The following is a 13,498-nucleotide window of genomic DNA, read 5'->3' as shown; positions in this document are numbered from 1 at the left end:
CAACGCCTCGGGGCTGACGCTCCTGCACGGCCTGCTCGGCGACCCCGCATCGCTCGGTCTGGACATCCGGCCGATGAACGGGCGCTCAGGACTCGTCGCCTCCCGTGAGGGACGCGTCTTCGCCGTCGTTGTCGCGGACGGCGTCGTCGGGGCCGTCGACCACCTTTGGGTCGTGGCGGATCCGGAGAAGCTCCGGCGCTGGGGGGAGCCCCGGTGAGCGGCTGGCGAGGAACGGAAGGTATGACGCGGAGTGGTCGTGGCCGCAGGCACAGCGCTCGACATCGCCGTGCAGCAATCGGCTGGGCGTGAGACCGGTCAGTCGCAGGCATTCCCGGTTCAGGTGGGCCTGGTCGGCGTATCCCGCGTCGACGGCGATCCCGGCGATCCCGTCGCTTCCGCGTCGTCCGCTCGCCGCTACGCCGGCCTGTGCCAGCGCCAGGAATCCTTGGAAGCGGAGGGTCCGCTGGAGCACCTTGGGGCTGAGCCCGACCGTGTGGAGGGAGCGACGTCGCAGCTGACTCTCCGACAGCGCCACATGCGCCGCGACGGCACCGACTTCGTGGGGTCGCCACGGCATCAGCGCGGAGACGGCCTCCCGGATGGCCCGGTCGATCCGCTCCGCCGCGCGGAACTCCCTCAGAAGGAACGCCTCCAGGACGGCCACGGCGCGCTCGTCCCGGCCGGCCAGCGCCATGGTCTCGCCGAGACGCTCCGCGGATCCGCCCCACACCTCCGACAGACCGACGTTTTCATCGACCAGTTCGTCGAGCATGACCGGCAGCGGCGGCGCGCCGGCGGGCAGGAACCGGGCCCCGACGATGGTGGTGTGCGGCGGGATGAGCTCCAGCCGCGGCCCGGTCAGTGGCCCCATCAGCCGGGGCTGGCCGCCGAGCGGCACGTGGATCTCGACACCGCCGGTCGGGAGGTGGCGTTGGACGTACGGGGCGTCTCCGGTGCGGTGGATCCAGATCGTGCGCACCACCCGCGCGAGCGCCGGCGTCGGCGGCCGCTCGACATACGATTCCATGCTCCCCCCTCTCCGACCCCTGTCGTCAGCGAACCCTGGCGAACGCCCGGCGCACGACCCGCCTGTTCAGGAACACCGCGATGATCGCGATGATGGCGCCGACCGCAGCCTGCTCGACCTTCATCCAGATCGGATAGCCCGTGTCCGGCGCCACGATGATCACGACGATGCCGATCGGCGCGAGCAGTGAGATCCAGCGCATCCGGGTGTAGGCCGTGCGGTTGCCCCGCGCGGCGGCCCGGGTGACGAAGATGAAGACGATGCTCGCTCCGGCGACGACGGCACCACGGAGCCAGACCACCCAGTTCACGTCGGCGGGATCGACCGCGGTCAGGATCGCCGCCACACCGAGGGCGGTCAGGGACACGGCGGCGCACAGCACCCAGAGCCGGGTGACGGCTGCGAGAGCGGAACGCACCTCGAGCGGGTGAGCGGCGGTGGACGTCATGCGGGTTCTCCTTGCCGGGTCGCGCGGTCGAAGAGGTCGACGATCTCGGCGATCGCCGCATCGGTGGCGGAGGGGGAGCCGGGCATCGTCGTGGCGAACGCGTCGATCGTCGCCCGGATCGAGCGCGCGACCACGAGGGTGTCGAACTGGCGGAACTCGCCGGCCTCCTGGCCGTGTGAGAGCAGGACCGACAGCAGCAGCGCCGAGGTGTCCTCGCGGAGGCCGTTGTCGGCGCGCGGCGCGTTGGCGATGACCTCGATCACCGCGCGCGCGGCGAGGCGGTTGTCGGCCAGGTACCGGAGGTTGGTGGCGATGTACGCCGCGAGCTTGCCTCGCCAGGTGCTGGCGGCCTCCATCGCCGGCACCATCACGGCGGCCGCGCCGTCGACCACGTGCGCGACCACCGCCTGCATCAGGGCCGCTTTGTCGGCGAAATGGTACGAGATCATCCGGGTGCTGCTGAGGCCGGCGTCCTCGCAGATGCGGGCGAACGAGGTGGCGGCGAAGCCCCGCTCGGCCAGCACCACGATCGTCGCGTCGACGATCTCGCGCCGACGCTCTTCGGTGGACCGATAGGGACGAGTTGCAGGAGTCACCTGCCCATAATTACTTAATCAGGTAATTGCGCGCAAGTGCGGAGCGAAAAGAGAGACCGGTGCGTTCTCCAGCTGTTCGCGCAGTTCCGCGCTCGGGCTGCCCAGCACCTCGCCGGTGAGCGTTCCGGTTGCCGAGATGGCCGCCATCAGGTCGGGCCCGATGTGTGCGAGGTGATCGAAGAACGCGGCGGCGTCGACGTATTCCTCGATCACGATCGCCTCCGTCCGATCGGCGTTGAGGTACACCTCGTACCGCGTCGTCCCCGTGTCCTCCTGCTCGACGATCTGCACGCACTGTCTGGACAGTCGTGTGAACTCATCGACGGCACCCGCGTGGAACACGAATCGGGCGATTCCCATCACCGTTTCCATCGGCTTCCTCCCTCTCTGGTCGTGGTGGTTCAGCGGCTGTGGGCGTTGCGCCAGGCCACGTAGTCGGCGACCGCGGCCGCGACGTCGAACTCCGGCGTGAAACCCGTCTCTGCCCGGAGACGGGAGATATCGAGGTACGGATGTTCTCCCGGCCCCGTGGAGCGACCCTCCAGCAACCGCACCGGCGTCTCGGGGAACGCGGCGTCGAGGGCTTCGGCGAGTTCGCGGTGGGTATAGCGGTGCCCGCTCGAGACGTTGTAGACGGTGTGATCCAGCACGTCGGCGGCCATCAGGAGCGCGATCGCGCGACCGGTGTCCGGGGCATAGCCGAAGTCGCCGCCGTCGTCGGCATGCAGCGCAGGCGGCTGCTCACCCCGACGTAAGGCTCCGACAGCGGGCGGGATGGGATTGAAAGGCGATTCCGGGTCCATGAGCGGTCCCCACGTGCTCCCGATCCGCAACAGCACGGGATGCACGCCGGTCCCCGCCAGCGCGAACAGCGTGAGCGGCTCCACCGCCTTCTTGAACGCGACGATGGCGTGCGGAAGATCGGCCGACGGGAGGTCGAGATCCTCCGTCCACGGGATTTCGGGGCGACCGGTGTAGACGCCGATGCTGCTCGCAACGGCGAACCGGCCCACCTGCCACCTGCGGGCGGCTTCGAGGGCGTTGAGGAGCCCGGCGGTGTCGCGCCGGAAGAACTCGATGGGGTCCGCTTCCGGAATGCTGCCGGCGAGATGCACGATGTCCCTGATGTCGTGTCGGTCGCCCAGCGCCAGGAACGCGTCCCGGTCGGCGATGTCCACATTCTCGACGGTGACACGTCCGTCGAGGAACGACGGCACCTCGGTCGTGCGGTGGGCGGTGACGACGACCTCGAGCCCGCGGTCGACGAGGGCGGCGGCGGTGTGCGCTCCGATCATCCCGAGGCCGCCGGTGACGAGGATCATCGCTTCACCTCGTAGTGCAGGTGCGTGACATCGGGGGCCGCGACGACCTCGAGGATCCCCAGCCGGATGTGCTGCGGCAGCTCGTGGAAGAAGCGCCGTCCGGCGCCGAGCAGGATCGGCACCTGATGCAGGATCAGCTCGTCGACCAGGCCGGCGGCGAGCGCCTCCGTCACGAGCACTCCGCCCATCAGCCCGACATCCTTTCCGGCCGCCGCGCGTTTGGCGACGTCGACGGCATCGTGGATGCCGGTGCTGACGATGGTCTGCCGTGGGTTGGCCGGCGGAAAGTCCGAGTGACTGAGGACGACGAGCGGCGCGGTGGGATGCGGTGCCCCCTCGGCGAAGCGGTTGGAGTCGGTGTAGGTGGTGTGGCCCGCGAGCGTTGCGCCGACGCGGGACGCCAGCTCGTCGAAGATGCGTGCGCTCGGTTCCGTCAGACGGAAACCGTCGAACACCTGACTGGGCACGTCGCCGCTGCCGTACCAGTCGAACAGGACGCCGCCGTCGCCGAGCCCGCGGCCCGGTCCTGGTTCGCGGCCGGTGATGTAGCCGTCGACGGAGACGGCCAGCCCGCAGATCACTTTGCTCATGGGTGAACCTCTTTCGTGTTTTCGGTGGGGCTTTCTGCACCCGCAGGCGGAACCGCCTGCGGGAAGTCGAAGAACCGGCGCGGGTCGTAGCGCTGCTTCACGGCGGACAGCCGGGGACCGTTCGCACCGTGGTAGGCGCGAAGCGGATCCTCGAGCGCCGGGTCCGGGAAGTTCGGGTAGACGCGACCGGAGGCATGCTCGTGTGCGAGCTTCCAGGACGCATCGATCCAGGGGTCGTCCGGGGATCCGGCGTGCTCGAGCAGGAATCGTTGCCCGCGGTGGGCGAACGCGGTCGCGGTCTCGGCCACGCGGGTGTATGCCCCGGCCAGTGCGGTGAACGTCAGGCGCCGGCTGCGTGAGCCCTCACCCGTCTCGAGGCACGACACGAGCGCGGAGACGGCGCCGTCGTCGATCGGACGGTCGAAGAACTCCGAGCGGATGCGGACGCTTTCCGTGCTCGACGACCTCGCGTCATCCGACAGCGCGTCCTTCAGGGCCGAGTAGGGCATCGGCTCGCTCACCGCCAGCAGCGTGGGCCGGCCCGCGCGGCTCGCGAACTCGTGCAGGAGTTCACGCGTACGGCTCTCGGACAGCGTGGACGCTCCGTGGACGTGGACGCGCAGGCCGGAGCCATCCGGCTGCCGTTCGACCGTCGCATTCAGGGTGAGCTCATCCGGTGCGTCGGGAGCCCACGACTGCCACGCGGTGAGCACCGCGCGCGGGTCGATGTCGCGCCAGTGCGCCTCGATCCGGCACGCCGCGGGTTCCGGGAGGGTGGAGAAGCGAAGGGAGGTGACGACGCCGAACTGCCCGCCACCAGCACCGCGCAGCGCCCAGAACAGCTCCGGTTCGTTCTGCGCATCGCTGTCGACCACGGAGCCGTCCGCGAGGACGACGCGTGCACCGAGGAGCCGATCGCAGGTCAGCCCGTAGGCGCGGCCGAGCAGCCCGATCCCGCCTCCGAGCGTCAGCCCGGCGATTCCGACGCTCGGCCCGCATCCCGCGGGCAGCGTGCGCCCGTGCACGTGCAGGGCGCGGTAGACGGCTCCGAGACGCGCACCGGCCCCGATCAGGGCCGCCCCGTCCGGATGGACGGCGACCTCGCTCAGGGCCGACAGGTCGAGGACGATCCCCCCGGTCGAAGACCGACCCGCGAAGCAGTGACCGCCTCCCCTCGGCACCAGGCGGAGTCCGGTCGAGTGCGCGAAGGCGATCGCGCGAACGATGTCCTCCTCCGACCGGCACAGCACGACCAGCGCAGGGCGCGTGTCCCGGAACGTGCGGTTCTCCGGACGGCGCGCGCGGTCGTAGCCGGGAGAGTCCGCGGTGAGGACGTCCCCGTCGAGGAGCTCGCGCAATCGCTCGATTCCGGTCATGGTTCGACCGTAGGGATGCCGCCCGGGTCAACTCTTGAACGAATCGAGCATCGTGCTTCGTCCGGGCCGCGGTCGGGCTGGGGCGAACGTCAGTCCGGCAGCCGCACCAGGTGCCGGTCGAGCGCGACGGCGATCGCCTCGTCGCGGTTGGACACATCCAGCTTCCGGTAGATGCTGCGGATCTGGCTCTTGACCGTGTTCACCGAGACGCCGAGCTCCTCCGCGACCTGGGGCACGCGCGGGATGCGCAGGTAGACCTCGAGGACGGCCAGCTCGCGCTTGCTCAGCGCCTCTCCCTCCGGCAGCGGCAACAGGAGGGAGCGGGCGGGGACGCCGGCGAGCACGTCGCCGAAGCCGGCGCCGTCGAGGGCGTCGCGCACGGCCGGGAAGTCGTCCACGGGAACCAGCGCGACGGCGAGCCGCTGTCCCGTTGCGCGGAGGAGTTCGCCCAGCTCGTCCACGGCCGCCGTCCGACGAGGTCCGCTCGCGAAGCGCAGCAGCGCGGCGGCCTCCAGGGCCAGCACCTCCGCATGGGTGCGTGCGTCCATCGGCGCTCCGGCGACTCGGCGCACCTGCTGGAGCGCGGCGCCCGTGCGGCCGAAGGCCAGTTCGACGCGGGCGAGGCCCACGTGGCGGTGGACGCTGCCCGACTCCAGCTGCCGGAGCACCGCAGACGCCGCGGCGAGGTCGCCGAGCGCGATGTGCAGCAGCGCCCGATAGGGTGCGAGCTCGCGCCGAGCGGCCGCCCCGCGACCCTCCGCCCCGCGGAGCGCGGCGAACGCGTCGATCCCCGCGAGCCCGGCCGAGGGCCGCCCCGCGACGAGATCGGCGAGCGCCTCGGTCGCCGCGATGGCGCGCCAGTGCTCGATCGTCCGGCGATCGTGGGTCATCGCCGCCAGCTGCTCGCGCGCTTCGGCGGGGTCGAACCGCTCCAGCGCCACGATCGCCTCCGCGACGCGGTAGAACGTGCCCGGATACCAGGAGCGCTGCTGGGCGGTCCACTGCTCGTCCTGGGCCAGTTCAATGTAGGCCATCGCCTCGTGGATGTCGCCCCTCAGCGCGTGGATGCCGGCCGCCATCGCGATGTTGGCGAAGCCGGAGGAGTAGCCGGTGGGAGGCGATTCGGCCATCCCCTTCTCGAACGTCTCCAGGGCCGACTCGACCTGCCCCGCGTAGAACTGGGTCGTGCCCACGTGCGCGTAGATACGCGACAACGCCTGCACGGCGGCGCGCTGATCCAGGGTGAGGCCGTCCAGCGCGGCGACGGCCTTCCGCGCCGGTGTGATCCCGAGACGCGGGCGCCCGATCAGCCGGTAGGCGGCGCTCTCGCTGGCGAGGATGAGCGCGCGGTCGACAGGTCCCACCCGGTCGACGCCCTGGCGCGCGGCCCGGGCCGCTCCGACGAAGTAGCGCAGCCCCTTCATCCGCCTGTTCGGCTGCAGGTTGTAGGCGATTCCGAGCAGCATCATGAGCAGCGGCCGCGTGTGAAGCGCTGTCGGCGGGATGCGCTCGGCGACCTGCGCGAAGCCCAGCCGGATCCCGATGACGACATCGAACCAGTGATCCCGGACGACGGCCGTCGCCGCGTCGTAATCGCCCGCGTCGACGGCATTCTGGAACAGCCGGAGAACGTCCCGGTCGATCGTGAGCCGGATGTCGTCATCACTGTCGGGCGCGGGGTCGGCGCCGCCGGAGAACGAGTGCGCGGACCCATCGGAGAACGTGCTCATTGCGTGGACTCCAGGTTCGGGTAGTAAGGAGTGGCGTCCACTTCATCGTAATGACGTGTCGGGAACATTCACCGGCGGCCCACTCGGATGGCGGCTCCCCGCGGAGCGGGTCTTCCACGGCCTCCATCGGTCGGAAAGGAGGCCGCCGGCCCACTCGGCGCGTATCCTGATGCCGTGGTTCGGAGAACGCCTCGTGATGACGCCGAAGCGCACGTCGTTCACCTGCTCCCTTCTCTCGGTGCGCCGACCGCTCCACCCCAGCAGCTCGGTTTCCCTCACCGCATGGGCGCCGCCGGTCGAACAGTGCTGGCTGTCGTCAATACAGGCGCGTCGATTGCGGCCGGCGCCATGATCGCCGGGATCTGGACGGCCGATACCCCCGGGCTGTGGTTCGACGTGCTGTTCACCGTGGTCATCGCCGGTCTCGCTGCATCACTGTGGGGGGTATTCCGGGGGTCGGTCATCGAGGCGAACCAGGAGCGGGCCCTGAACACGCGGTGGCTGCACGTGCGGTCCCACGCACGAGCAGAGACCGGACGAGTCGTGAACCGTGCCGTCAACCTCTCCGAGGACGGAGCGGTGTCGACGTTCGACATCCAGGTCGTCATGGCCGACCGGTCGACCCTTCGCGCCCGATGGCGTCCGCGAACGATGTCGGCACGCTCGCTACCCCTGGCAGCCGTGCCCGACGTCGGGGCCGTGGCGCGCGTCTGGCGGATGCCGGACGAGACGCAGGACTCGCCCGTCGTCATCGAAGTAGCCGACCCCTCCGCCGGAGACCCGCCAGCCTGAGTCGGGACATCGGTTCGAGTCAGGTCGGCTGCCCCGAGCAGGAGACCGCGATCCCGGCCAGCGTCATCGTCCAGGTGTAGTCCACCGGTTTCGACAGCCGGCCGGTCGGTTGATCGACAACCGCCAGGTGGATGACGACGGTGGCGCCGAGAAGGCTGCCGAGCGCGTTCATAAGGCTGACCGGGACCGTCGTGGTGTACACGCCGCCCGACGATGTCGTCGTCGCCCCGGTGATGACTTGCGTTGCGCCGCCCTTCTGCGCCGTGATGCGGACCGACGTGGATGCGTAACCCGCCAGAGGCGCCCAGGTGAAGATCAGAGCCGTGGTGGTGATCACCGAGTTCCAGTTGCAATAGGGCGTCAGTGCGAAGCGGCTTGCAGCTGCCACGTCGCACTCCCCGTCTGCGACTGCGTCAGTGAGACACCCGCGGTGACCACGAAGCACAAGTCGACCGCAGGCCCACTCGACGTGGTCTGTGCGCCGGGCGCGAGCTCAAAGGTGACGGTGCCGGGCACGGAGGGTCACCGTCGAGCGAGAGCCCTCGCCGGCCAAGGCCCTTGACGCGATCTTCGCCAACCCCGAACGTGGATGGCGTCTCGACTGAGGAGGACGACATGGCGAGGATTCTGGTGACCGGCGCAGGGAGCGGGCTCGGCCTCGGTGCCGTACGCGAGCTGGCGGAGCACGGCCACACCGTGGTCGGCCACGTCCGCAGTTTGGACCGGGCCGGCGAGCTCCGGGATGCGCTGGGCGACGACGGGGTGATCCTGGCGGCGGAGCTCTCCGATGAGGAGCAGGTCCGGGCGCTCGCCGAACAGGTGGCGGACGCCGGCGGCGTGGATGCGATCATCCACAACGCCGGCGTGATCGACGGCCCGGGCATCCTCCCGGTCAACGTGGTCGCCCCCTACCTCCTGACCGCGCTGGTCCCGGCCGAACGCCACGTCTACCTCAGCAGCGGGATGCACCGCGGCGGCCACGCCAGGCTCGACGGACTCGACTGGTCGGGGCGGACGCGCACCGCCTCGTACTCGGACAGCAAACTGATCGTGACGGCGCTCGCGGCGGCGCTCCCCCGCCTCCGCCCCGGCGTGTCCAGCAACGCGGTCGACCCGGGCTGGGTGCCCACGCGGATGGGCGGCCGCAACGCGCCCGACGACCTCGAGCTCGGTCACCGCACGCAGGTCTGGCTCGCCGAGGGCGAAGACCCGGAGACGCGCACCTCGGCGTACTGGCACCACCAGCGGCAGCAGCGACCGCATCCCGCCGCCTCCGATCGGGCGTTCCAGGATGCGGTCGTCGCCGCACTGAGGGAGCACACCGGCACCAGCCTGTGAGGGCTGGGCAGCAGAGACGACGAAGCGCCGCGGCACTCGGCCGCGGCGCTTCCGGGGGGTCTTACTTGAAGACGTCCTTGATGTCCTCGCCGACGTTCTTCGTCTTGGCGGCGGCTTGGTCGGCCTTGCCCTCCGCGACCTTCTTGTCGTCGTCGGTGAGCTTTCCGATGGCCTCCTCGGCCTTGCCCTTGAGCTCCTGAGCGGTGTTCTTGATCTTGTCGGCAGCACTCATGGCTGTCTCCTTTCTCTGTTGTTTCTCGTGGGGTGTTTCGGGTGCGTCACGAGGGCCGGGCGGCGCTCGTGGACGTGTCGACCCGCGTCGCCGCCTGCAGCCGGGAACGGAAGCCGCCCACCAGCTGCGCGAAAACGGGAAGAGTAGTGCCGAGGGCGGAGTCGAGAAGTGCGACCGCTTCGTCGACCGCATCCGCCACCTCGCGCGGAGAGGCGCCGCGTCGACAGCGGACCGTCACCTTCAACGCCGGTGTCCGGCGTACGCGGTACGCGCTGACGGCGACGCCGGCGACGCCGGGGACCGGCTTCAGCTGCTCGGTGAGGAGCGCGGCCGGGACGGCCGCATCGAGCTCGACGGAGCCGTCCGGTGTCGAGAGCGTGAGAACGGTGGAGGTCGCTCCGTGCCCGGCGCGGACGACCTGCACGATGAGCAGGATCACGAACAGCGCGGCGACGGCCAGTGCGATCAGCGCCGCGAGGCTGAGCGTGGTCCCGGGCCACAGGCGCACCCCGAACACGCCGTCGGCGGCCGTCGTGGCGGAGCGCCCGATGCCTCGCCAGAGCCGCCCGGCGTCCGGCACGGCGATCAGGGCGACCGCGAGACCCGCGACGGCCAGCAGGGCGATGCCGGTCACGGCGAGCAGCAGCCGGTTGATGACGCGGTTGGTGTCGTTCACGATCCGACCTTTCCTGTGGGAGAGACGAGGATGCTGAAGCGCATGGACCCCGTGCTGTGTGCGCGGTCGAACTCCTCCGCGACCGCGATCCGCACCTCGTCGCGGTTCACGCGCATCCCGCTGACGGGCGCGATGCGCACCACACCGGTTCGCCGGCCCAGGCTGACGGTCACCGCATCCGGGGACACCGCCGCCGCCCGGGAGGCGCGACGGGCGAGGGCGGAGGCGAGCATCTCGTCGTCCGCCACGACGACCGCCCGCTCGCCGCGGAGCACACGTCGCGGCCGGCGGCCGGGGAGAACGGCGAGCGCGACCAGCACCACGCCGACGACTCCGGCGATGGCGGCGACCGCGACGAGCAGGGGGGTGCCGGCCGAAGGCGCCGCGGCGAGCGCAGTCAGCTGAGCGCGCGGAGAGAACAGGAGCGGGCGCATCCCGAGCAGATGGAGGATGCCTTCCACCGCCAGCCACGCCACCGCGACGACGAGGACGATCGCGACGCAGGCCGCGGCGACCGTGCGGGGCGAGTGGGTCTCGCGCCGCACGATTCGGGACTCGACCCGGCTCATCGCACTCTCCTCTCGCTGATCACGGCACCCGTCGCCCGGAGGTCGACGCGCGCGACCTCGAGGCCGGTGAGGGATCCGAGGCGCGCGCGGACCTGCGCCCCTGCTTCGGTCAAACGCTCCGCGAGGGGCTGGACGCCTCCCGCGCCCGCCGATCGCAGAGACCGGAGAGACGACACCGCGATCGGAGTGGCCAGCCGTACGGCGAGCGCGCCGGACTCGTCCCGTACCGTGGCGGAGACGTCGGTCACGCCGACACCGAGTTCGTCGGCGGCCACGGCTCGCGCCAGATGCTCGAGCGCGATGCGCTCGAAGCGATCGCGTCCGGCGGTCATGACGACGAGCGCCGGCCGCGCAGCGCGTCGGCGAGGCGGCCCAGGTCGACCTCTCCGCCCAGGATGCGCGCGACGAGGTAGCCGACCAGCGCGGCAGCGGCCACGCCGACGAAGACCCAGAAGCCGAACGCCGCCCAGACGACCGCAAGGCCGCCCCCGATCAGGGCGCCGAAGCGGGGGGCGGTCACTGGACCCGGGCTTCCTGCTCGTTGTCGTCGTCGTCGCTGGGCACGTACACGTCGTTGATGGTCACATTGACCTCGGTGACCTCCAGGCCGACGATGCGCTCGATCGCCTGGACGATGGCGGCACGGACGTCGGCGGCGACCTTCTGGAGCGCCACCGGGTACTCGGCGACGATCGTCACGTCCGCCGCGACCTGCTTCTCGCCGACCTCGACGCTGATGCCCTGACCGAGGTCGGTCGCGTTCATCGCGTCGCGCAGCGCGCCGAGTGCCCGAGCGGCCCCGCCGCCCAGGGCGTGCACGCCGGGGACCTCGCGGGCCGCGATGCCGGCGACCTTCGCGACGACCGCGTCGCTGATGACCGTCTTGCCGACGGTGGGCTCCCCCGGAACCGCGGTGGTGGATGTGGTGGTTGCCATGTCGTGTCCTTCCGATCCGTTTCGTGCGGCCCGTTCGATCAGGTCGCACTTCTGTGACGGAGCGGCGGGGCCGTTCGTCACGGCGAGAACCTGAGAATTCGCTCAATCGTCTCGCCTGGCTAGTTACTACCCGTTCTAACAGAATCGGCCGTAGGATCAAGAGGCCGGCGGCGCGTGGGGCTCCCGATCCGGCAACAGTCGGGGGCGGAAGGAGAGAGGGTGGCGCGGTCCGATGTGCACGCACTCTCCGAGGCGAGCGACGACACCCTCGCCGGCCGCGCGGCCGATGGCGACACGGTGGCGTTCGAGGTCCTCGTCCGCCGGCACGGCCCGCTGATGCGCGCCTACGCCGCCCGCATGCTCGGCTCGACGTACGAGTCCGACGACGTCGTGCAGGAGACATTCGTCACCGCCTGGCGCCGGCTCGGGGAACTCCAGGAGGGCGCGGCTGTGAAGTCGTGGCTCATGCGCATCCTGAGCCGTCGATGCCTCGATCGGATCCGCGCCCGGCACGAATACGACGACGTGACCGAGGTGGATGCCGCCGCGCCCGCCGACACCGGGCCGGAGCACCTCACGGAGGTGCGGACCGCGAACGAGGCTCTCGGCCGCGCGCTCGACGGGCTTCCCGAGCTGCAGAGGAGATGCTGGGTGCTCCGCGAGGTGGGACAGTACAGTTACGACGAAATCGCGCAGGAGCTCGACATCCCCGTATCGACGGTCCGCGGGCAGCTCGCGCGCGGACGGAGACGACTGCTCGAGGCGATGGAGGACTGGCGATGACCGACCCGTACCTCCCCGGCGACGAGCTCATCGACGGTCACACGCTCGACGAGTTGAGCGACTACCTGGCGCGTGGGCGTACTCCCGCCGATCCGAGCATCGACGGCTCCCCCGAGTGCCGCGCCGCGCTGGAGTCGCTCGCACGCCTCAGCCGCACCACCCGGGACCTGTTGGATGCCGAGGCCGAGCAGTCCTCCGCCGACGACGGATGGGTGGGCCGCATCCTCGACGGCATCCGTCTGGACGTGCAGTCCGGCCGGCGTGTTCCGCTCGCCCACCCCGATCCGAGCGCGGACCTGGCGCTGACCGAGGGCGCCGTGCGCGCTCTGGTGCGCGGAGTGGGCGACGGGATCGACGGGGTGATCGTCGGCCGGTGCCGGCTCGACGGCGAGCTCGAGACGATCGGTTCGCCCATCGCGGTTCACGTCGAGATCTCCGTGCGCTACGGCGATCCGCTCGACGCTGTCGCCGCCGAAGTGCGCGAAGCGGTCGCCGCCGAACTCGCGCAGCACGCCGAGGTGAATGTCGCCTCGGTCGACGTGACGGTGACGGATGTGCGCGCCGGGCGTGCGCCGGACGGGGGGCTCGCATGAGCGCGACACACGAGGCTCCGGCCGCCGACCTCGCCGACCTGGTCGGGCGCGTGCCCGGGGTGACCCGGCTCTACCCCGCTGCGAGCCTCGCCGGCCAGGTCTCGGCAGTGGTCGCATCGGCCATCAGTGGCGTACCCGCCGACCAGATCGCCGTCGCCCCCGGACGCATCGCGATCCGCATCGGGGTGGGCACGTGGCGCCCAGCCGCGGCCGTCTGCAGAGACGTCTACGCCGCCGCTCGGGCGTGGTCGCAGGCAGCAGGCATCCCGGACGCCGTGATCGAGGTCACCGCCGCGTCGATCGAGACGACGGACGCCGATTTGTCAGCACTTCCTCAGGCCGACCGCCGATAGGCTGGACGACAACAAGGGGAGTACTCCCGTCGGCAGTGAGCCCGTCATTACGGATGCGCCATCGCATCCCGGGCCATTGGTCCCGAACCGAGATCGTCGATCCGGTCGGGGCGGAGGAGACCTTGGCGAGACGTTCC

The 13,498-nt window shown here is 70.8% G+C and carries 20 protein-coding genes; 5 read left to right on the top strand and 15 right to left on the bottom strand.

Annotation, left to right across the window (positions count from 1 at the left end; genetic code table 11):
* Nucleotides 1-85: 85 nt before the first annotated feature.
* The 8 genes from AXZ95_RS12405 to AXZ95_RS12370 all read right to left on the bottom strand — a co-directional run bounded on the left by AXZ95_RS12405 (nucleotide 86) and on the right by AXZ95_RS12370 (nucleotide 7,089).
* The gene (locus AXZ95_RS12405; RefSeq protein WP_018192491.1) at nucleotides 86-1,027 is read right to left on the bottom strand and encodes a DUF6597 domain-containing transcriptional factor; all 942 of its coding nucleotides are present in this window, start codon (nucleotides 1,025-1,027) and stop codon (nucleotides 86-88) included.
* 25 nt (nucleotides 1,028-1,052) lie between these two features.
* Nucleotides 1,053-1,475 (bottom strand): hypothetical protein, encoded by a 423-nt coding sequence (locus tag AXZ95_RS12400; protein ID WP_018192492.1) that lies wholly within the window; start codon nucleotides 1,473-1,475, stop codon nucleotides 1,053-1,055.
* Entirely contained in the window at nucleotides 1,472-2,071 is a 600-nt protein-coding gene (locus AXZ95_RS12395; RefSeq protein ID WP_026307320.1) for a TetR/AcrR family transcriptional regulator, read from the bottom strand. Before AXZ95_RS12395 ends, AXZ95_RS12400 begins: the two co-directional genes overlap by 4 nt.
* A gap of 18 nt (nucleotides 2,072-2,089) precedes the next feature.
* The gene (locus tag AXZ95_RS12390; RefSeq protein WP_018192494.1) at nucleotides 2,090-2,431 is read right to left on the bottom strand and encodes an antibiotic biosynthesis monooxygenase; all 342 of its coding nucleotides are present in this window, start codon (nucleotides 2,429-2,431) and stop codon (nucleotides 2,090-2,092) included.
* A 41-nt stretch (nucleotides 2,432-2,472) separates the two neighbouring features.
* Nucleotides 2,473-3,393: an NAD(P)-dependent oxidoreductase gene (locus tag AXZ95_RS12385; RefSeq protein ID WP_018192495.1), complete on the bottom strand. Its 921-nt coding sequence runs from the start codon at nucleotides 3,391-3,393 to the stop codon at nucleotides 2,473-2,475.
* The gene (locus tag AXZ95_RS12380) at nucleotides 3,390-3,983 is read right to left on the bottom strand and encodes a dihydrofolate reductase family protein (protein WP_018192496.1); all 594 of its coding nucleotides are present in this window, start codon (nucleotides 3,981-3,983) and stop codon (nucleotides 3,390-3,392) included. The genes AXZ95_RS12385 and AXZ95_RS12380 overlap by 4 nt, the downstream gene beginning before the upstream one ends.
* Nucleotides 3,980-5,359, bottom strand: a complete 1,380-nt coding sequence (locus AXZ95_RS12375; RefSeq protein WP_018192497.1) for an FAD-binding oxidoreductase — start codon at nucleotides 5,357-5,359, stop codon at nucleotides 3,980-3,982. Before AXZ95_RS12375 ends, AXZ95_RS12380 begins: the two co-directional genes overlap by 4 nt.
* Nucleotides 5,360-5,448: 89 nt before the next feature.
* Nucleotides 5,449-7,089: a LuxR C-terminal-related transcriptional regulator gene (locus AXZ95_RS12370; protein WP_081626623.1), complete on the bottom strand. Its 1,641-nt coding sequence runs from the start codon at nucleotides 7,087-7,089 to the stop codon at nucleotides 5,449-5,451.
* 282 nt (nucleotides 7,090-7,371) lie between these two features.
* Here AXZ95_RS12370 and AXZ95_RS12365 point away from each other — a divergent pair, with 282 nt between their 5' ends.
* Nucleotides 7,372-7,881: a hypothetical protein gene (locus tag AXZ95_RS12365; protein ID WP_231371206.1), complete on the top strand. Its 510-nt coding sequence runs from the start codon at nucleotides 7,372-7,374 to the stop codon at nucleotides 7,879-7,881.
* 19 nt (nucleotides 7,882-7,900) lie between these two features.
* Here the strand turns inward: AXZ95_RS12365 and AXZ95_RS12360 are convergent, their stop codons facing one another.
* Complete coding sequence (locus tag AXZ95_RS12360; protein ID WP_231374503.1) at nucleotides 7,901-8,269, bottom strand: hypothetical protein; 369 nt, start codon at nucleotides 8,267-8,269, stop codon at nucleotides 7,901-7,903.
* Between the two features lie 227 nt (nucleotides 8,270-8,496).
* Between AXZ95_RS12360 and AXZ95_RS12355 the strand changes: the two genes are divergently transcribed.
* Complete coding sequence (locus AXZ95_RS12355; RefSeq protein ID WP_018192501.1) at nucleotides 8,497-9,219, top strand: SDR family NAD(P)-dependent oxidoreductase; 723 nt, start codon at nucleotides 8,497-8,499, stop codon at nucleotides 9,217-9,219.
* A 61-nt stretch (nucleotides 9,220-9,280) separates the two neighbouring features.
* Here the strand turns inward: AXZ95_RS12355 and AXZ95_RS12350 are convergent, their stop codons facing one another.
* Genes AXZ95_RS12350 through AXZ95_RS12325 form a run of 6 tightly spaced genes read right to left on the bottom strand, consistent with a single transcriptional unit; the run spans nucleotide 9,281 to nucleotide 11,632 of the window.
* A complete protein-coding gene (locus AXZ95_RS12350; protein ID WP_018192502.1) occupies nucleotides 9,281-9,451 on the bottom strand; it encodes a CsbD family protein in 171 nt (56 codons plus the stop codon).
* Nucleotides 9,452-9,497: 46 nt separating this feature from the next.
* Nucleotides 9,498-10,127 carry a hypothetical protein gene (locus AXZ95_RS12345; RefSeq protein ID WP_018192503.1) on the bottom strand — a complete coding sequence of 210 codons (630 nt, stop codon included), beginning with the start codon at nucleotides 10,125-10,127 and terminating at the stop codon, nucleotides 9,498-9,500.
* Nucleotides 10,124-10,696: a hypothetical protein gene (locus tag AXZ95_RS12340; protein WP_018192504.1), complete on the bottom strand. Its 573-nt coding sequence runs from the start codon at nucleotides 10,694-10,696 to the stop codon at nucleotides 10,124-10,126. Before AXZ95_RS12340 ends, AXZ95_RS12345 begins: the two co-directional genes overlap by 4 nt.
* Nucleotides 10,693-11,028 carry a hypothetical protein gene (locus tag AXZ95_RS12335; protein ID WP_018192505.1) on the bottom strand — a complete coding sequence of 112 codons (336 nt, stop codon included), beginning with the start codon at nucleotides 11,026-11,028 and terminating at the stop codon, nucleotides 10,693-10,695. The genes AXZ95_RS12340 and AXZ95_RS12335 overlap by 4 nt, the downstream gene beginning before the upstream one ends.
* Nucleotides 11,025-11,216 carry a hypothetical protein gene (locus AXZ95_RS12330; protein WP_018192506.1) on the bottom strand — a complete coding sequence of 64 codons (192 nt, stop codon included), beginning with the start codon at nucleotides 11,214-11,216 and terminating at the stop codon, nucleotides 11,025-11,027. The genes AXZ95_RS12335 and AXZ95_RS12330 overlap by 4 nt, the downstream gene beginning before the upstream one ends.
* The gene (locus AXZ95_RS12325; RefSeq protein WP_018192507.1) at nucleotides 11,213-11,632 is read right to left on the bottom strand and encodes an Asp23/Gls24 family envelope stress response protein; all 420 of its coding nucleotides are present in this window, start codon (nucleotides 11,630-11,632) and stop codon (nucleotides 11,213-11,215) included. Before AXZ95_RS12325 ends, AXZ95_RS12330 begins: the two co-directional genes overlap by 4 nt.
* A gap of 219 nt (nucleotides 11,633-11,851) precedes the next feature.
* On the opposite strand from AXZ95_RS12325, the gene AXZ95_RS12320 reads away from it, so the two are divergent.
* Genes AXZ95_RS12320 through AXZ95_RS12310 form a run of 3 tightly spaced genes read left to right on the top strand, consistent with a single transcriptional unit; the run spans nucleotide 11,852 to nucleotide 13,361 of the window.
* A complete protein-coding gene (locus AXZ95_RS12320; RefSeq protein WP_018192508.1) occupies nucleotides 11,852-12,415 on the top strand; it encodes an RNA polymerase sigma factor in 564 nt (187 codons plus the stop codon).
* The gene (locus AXZ95_RS12315; RefSeq protein ID WP_018192509.1) at nucleotides 12,412-13,008 is read left to right on the top strand and encodes an Asp23/Gls24 family envelope stress response protein; all 597 of its coding nucleotides are present in this window, start codon (nucleotides 12,412-12,414) and stop codon (nucleotides 13,006-13,008) included. The genes AXZ95_RS12320 and AXZ95_RS12315 overlap by 4 nt, the downstream gene beginning before the upstream one ends.
* Nucleotides 13,005-13,361 carry a hypothetical protein gene (locus AXZ95_RS12310; RefSeq protein ID WP_018192510.1) on the top strand — a complete coding sequence of 119 codons (357 nt, stop codon included), beginning with the start codon at nucleotides 13,005-13,007 and terminating at the stop codon, nucleotides 13,359-13,361. The genes AXZ95_RS12315 and AXZ95_RS12310 overlap by 4 nt, the downstream gene beginning before the upstream one ends.
* Nucleotides 13,362-13,498 lie beyond the last annotated feature (137 nt).

The sequence above is a fragment of the Leifsonia sp. 115AMFTsu3.1 genome, from assembly GCF_004362795.1.
Classification (GTDB): domain Bacteria; phylum Actinomycetota; class Actinomycetes; order Actinomycetales; family Microbacteriaceae; genus Leifsonia.
The sequence above is the reverse complement of the archived record's forward strand: the minus strand, read 5'-3'. Positions and strand labels throughout refer to the sequence as shown.

Bases quoted from the DNA above. Each gene is read 5' to 3' on its own strand.
- AXZ95_RS12405 (WP_018192491.1), bottom strand. From the start codon at position 1,027: ATGGAATCGTATGTCGAGCGGCCGCCGACGCCGGCGCTCGCGCGGGTG.
- AXZ95_RS12400 (WP_018192492.1), bottom strand. From the start codon at position 1,475: ATGACGTCCACCGCCGCTCACCCGCTCGAGGTGCGTTCCGCTCTCGCA.
- AXZ95_RS12390 (WP_018192494.1), bottom strand. From the start codon at position 2,431: ATGGGAATCGCCCGATTCGTGTTCCACGCGGGTGCCGTCGATGAGTTC.
- AXZ95_RS12385 (WP_018192495.1), bottom strand. From the start codon at position 3,393: ATGATCCTCGTCACCGGCGGCCTCGGGATGATCGGAGCGCACACCGCC.
- AXZ95_RS12380 (WP_018192496.1), bottom strand. From the start codon at position 3,983: ATGAGCAAAGTGATCTGCGGGCTGGCCGTCTCCGTCGACGGCTACATC.
- AXZ95_RS12375 (WP_018192497.1), bottom strand. From the start codon at position 5,359: ATGACCGGAATCGAGCGATTGCGCGAGCTCCTCGACGGGGACGTCCTC.
- AXZ95_RS12370 (WP_081626623.1), bottom strand. From the start codon at position 7,089: ATGAGCACGTTCTCCGATGGGTCCGCGCACTCGTTCTCCGGCGGCGCC.
- AXZ95_RS12365 (WP_231371206.1), top strand. From the start codon at position 7,372: ATGGGCGCCGCCGGTCGAACAGTGCTGGCTGTCGTCAATACAGGCGCG.
- AXZ95_RS12355 (WP_018192501.1), top strand. From the start codon at position 8,497: ATGGCGAGGATTCTGGTGACCGGCGCAGGGAGCGGGCTCGGCCTCGGT.
- AXZ95_RS12350 (WP_018192502.1), bottom strand. From the start codon at position 9,451: ATGAGTGCTGCCGACAAGATCAAGAACACCGCTCAGGAGCTCAAGGGC.
- AXZ95_RS12340 (WP_018192504.1), bottom strand. From the start codon at position 10,696: ATGAGCCGGGTCGAGTCCCGAATCGTGCGGCGCGAGACCCACTCGCCC.
- AXZ95_RS12335 (WP_018192505.1), bottom strand. From the start codon at position 11,028: ATGACCGCCGGACGCGATCGCTTCGAGCGCATCGCGCTCGAGCATCTG.
- AXZ95_RS12325 (WP_018192507.1), bottom strand. From the start codon at position 11,632: ATGGCAACCACCACATCCACCACCGCGGTTCCGGGGGAGCCCACCGTC.
- AXZ95_RS12315 (WP_018192509.1), top strand. From the start codon at position 12,412: ATGACCGACCCGTACCTCCCCGGCGACGAGCTCATCGACGGTCACACG.
- AXZ95_RS12310 (WP_018192510.1), top strand. From the start codon at position 13,005: ATGAGCGCGACACACGAGGCTCCGGCCGCCGACCTCGCCGACCTGGTC.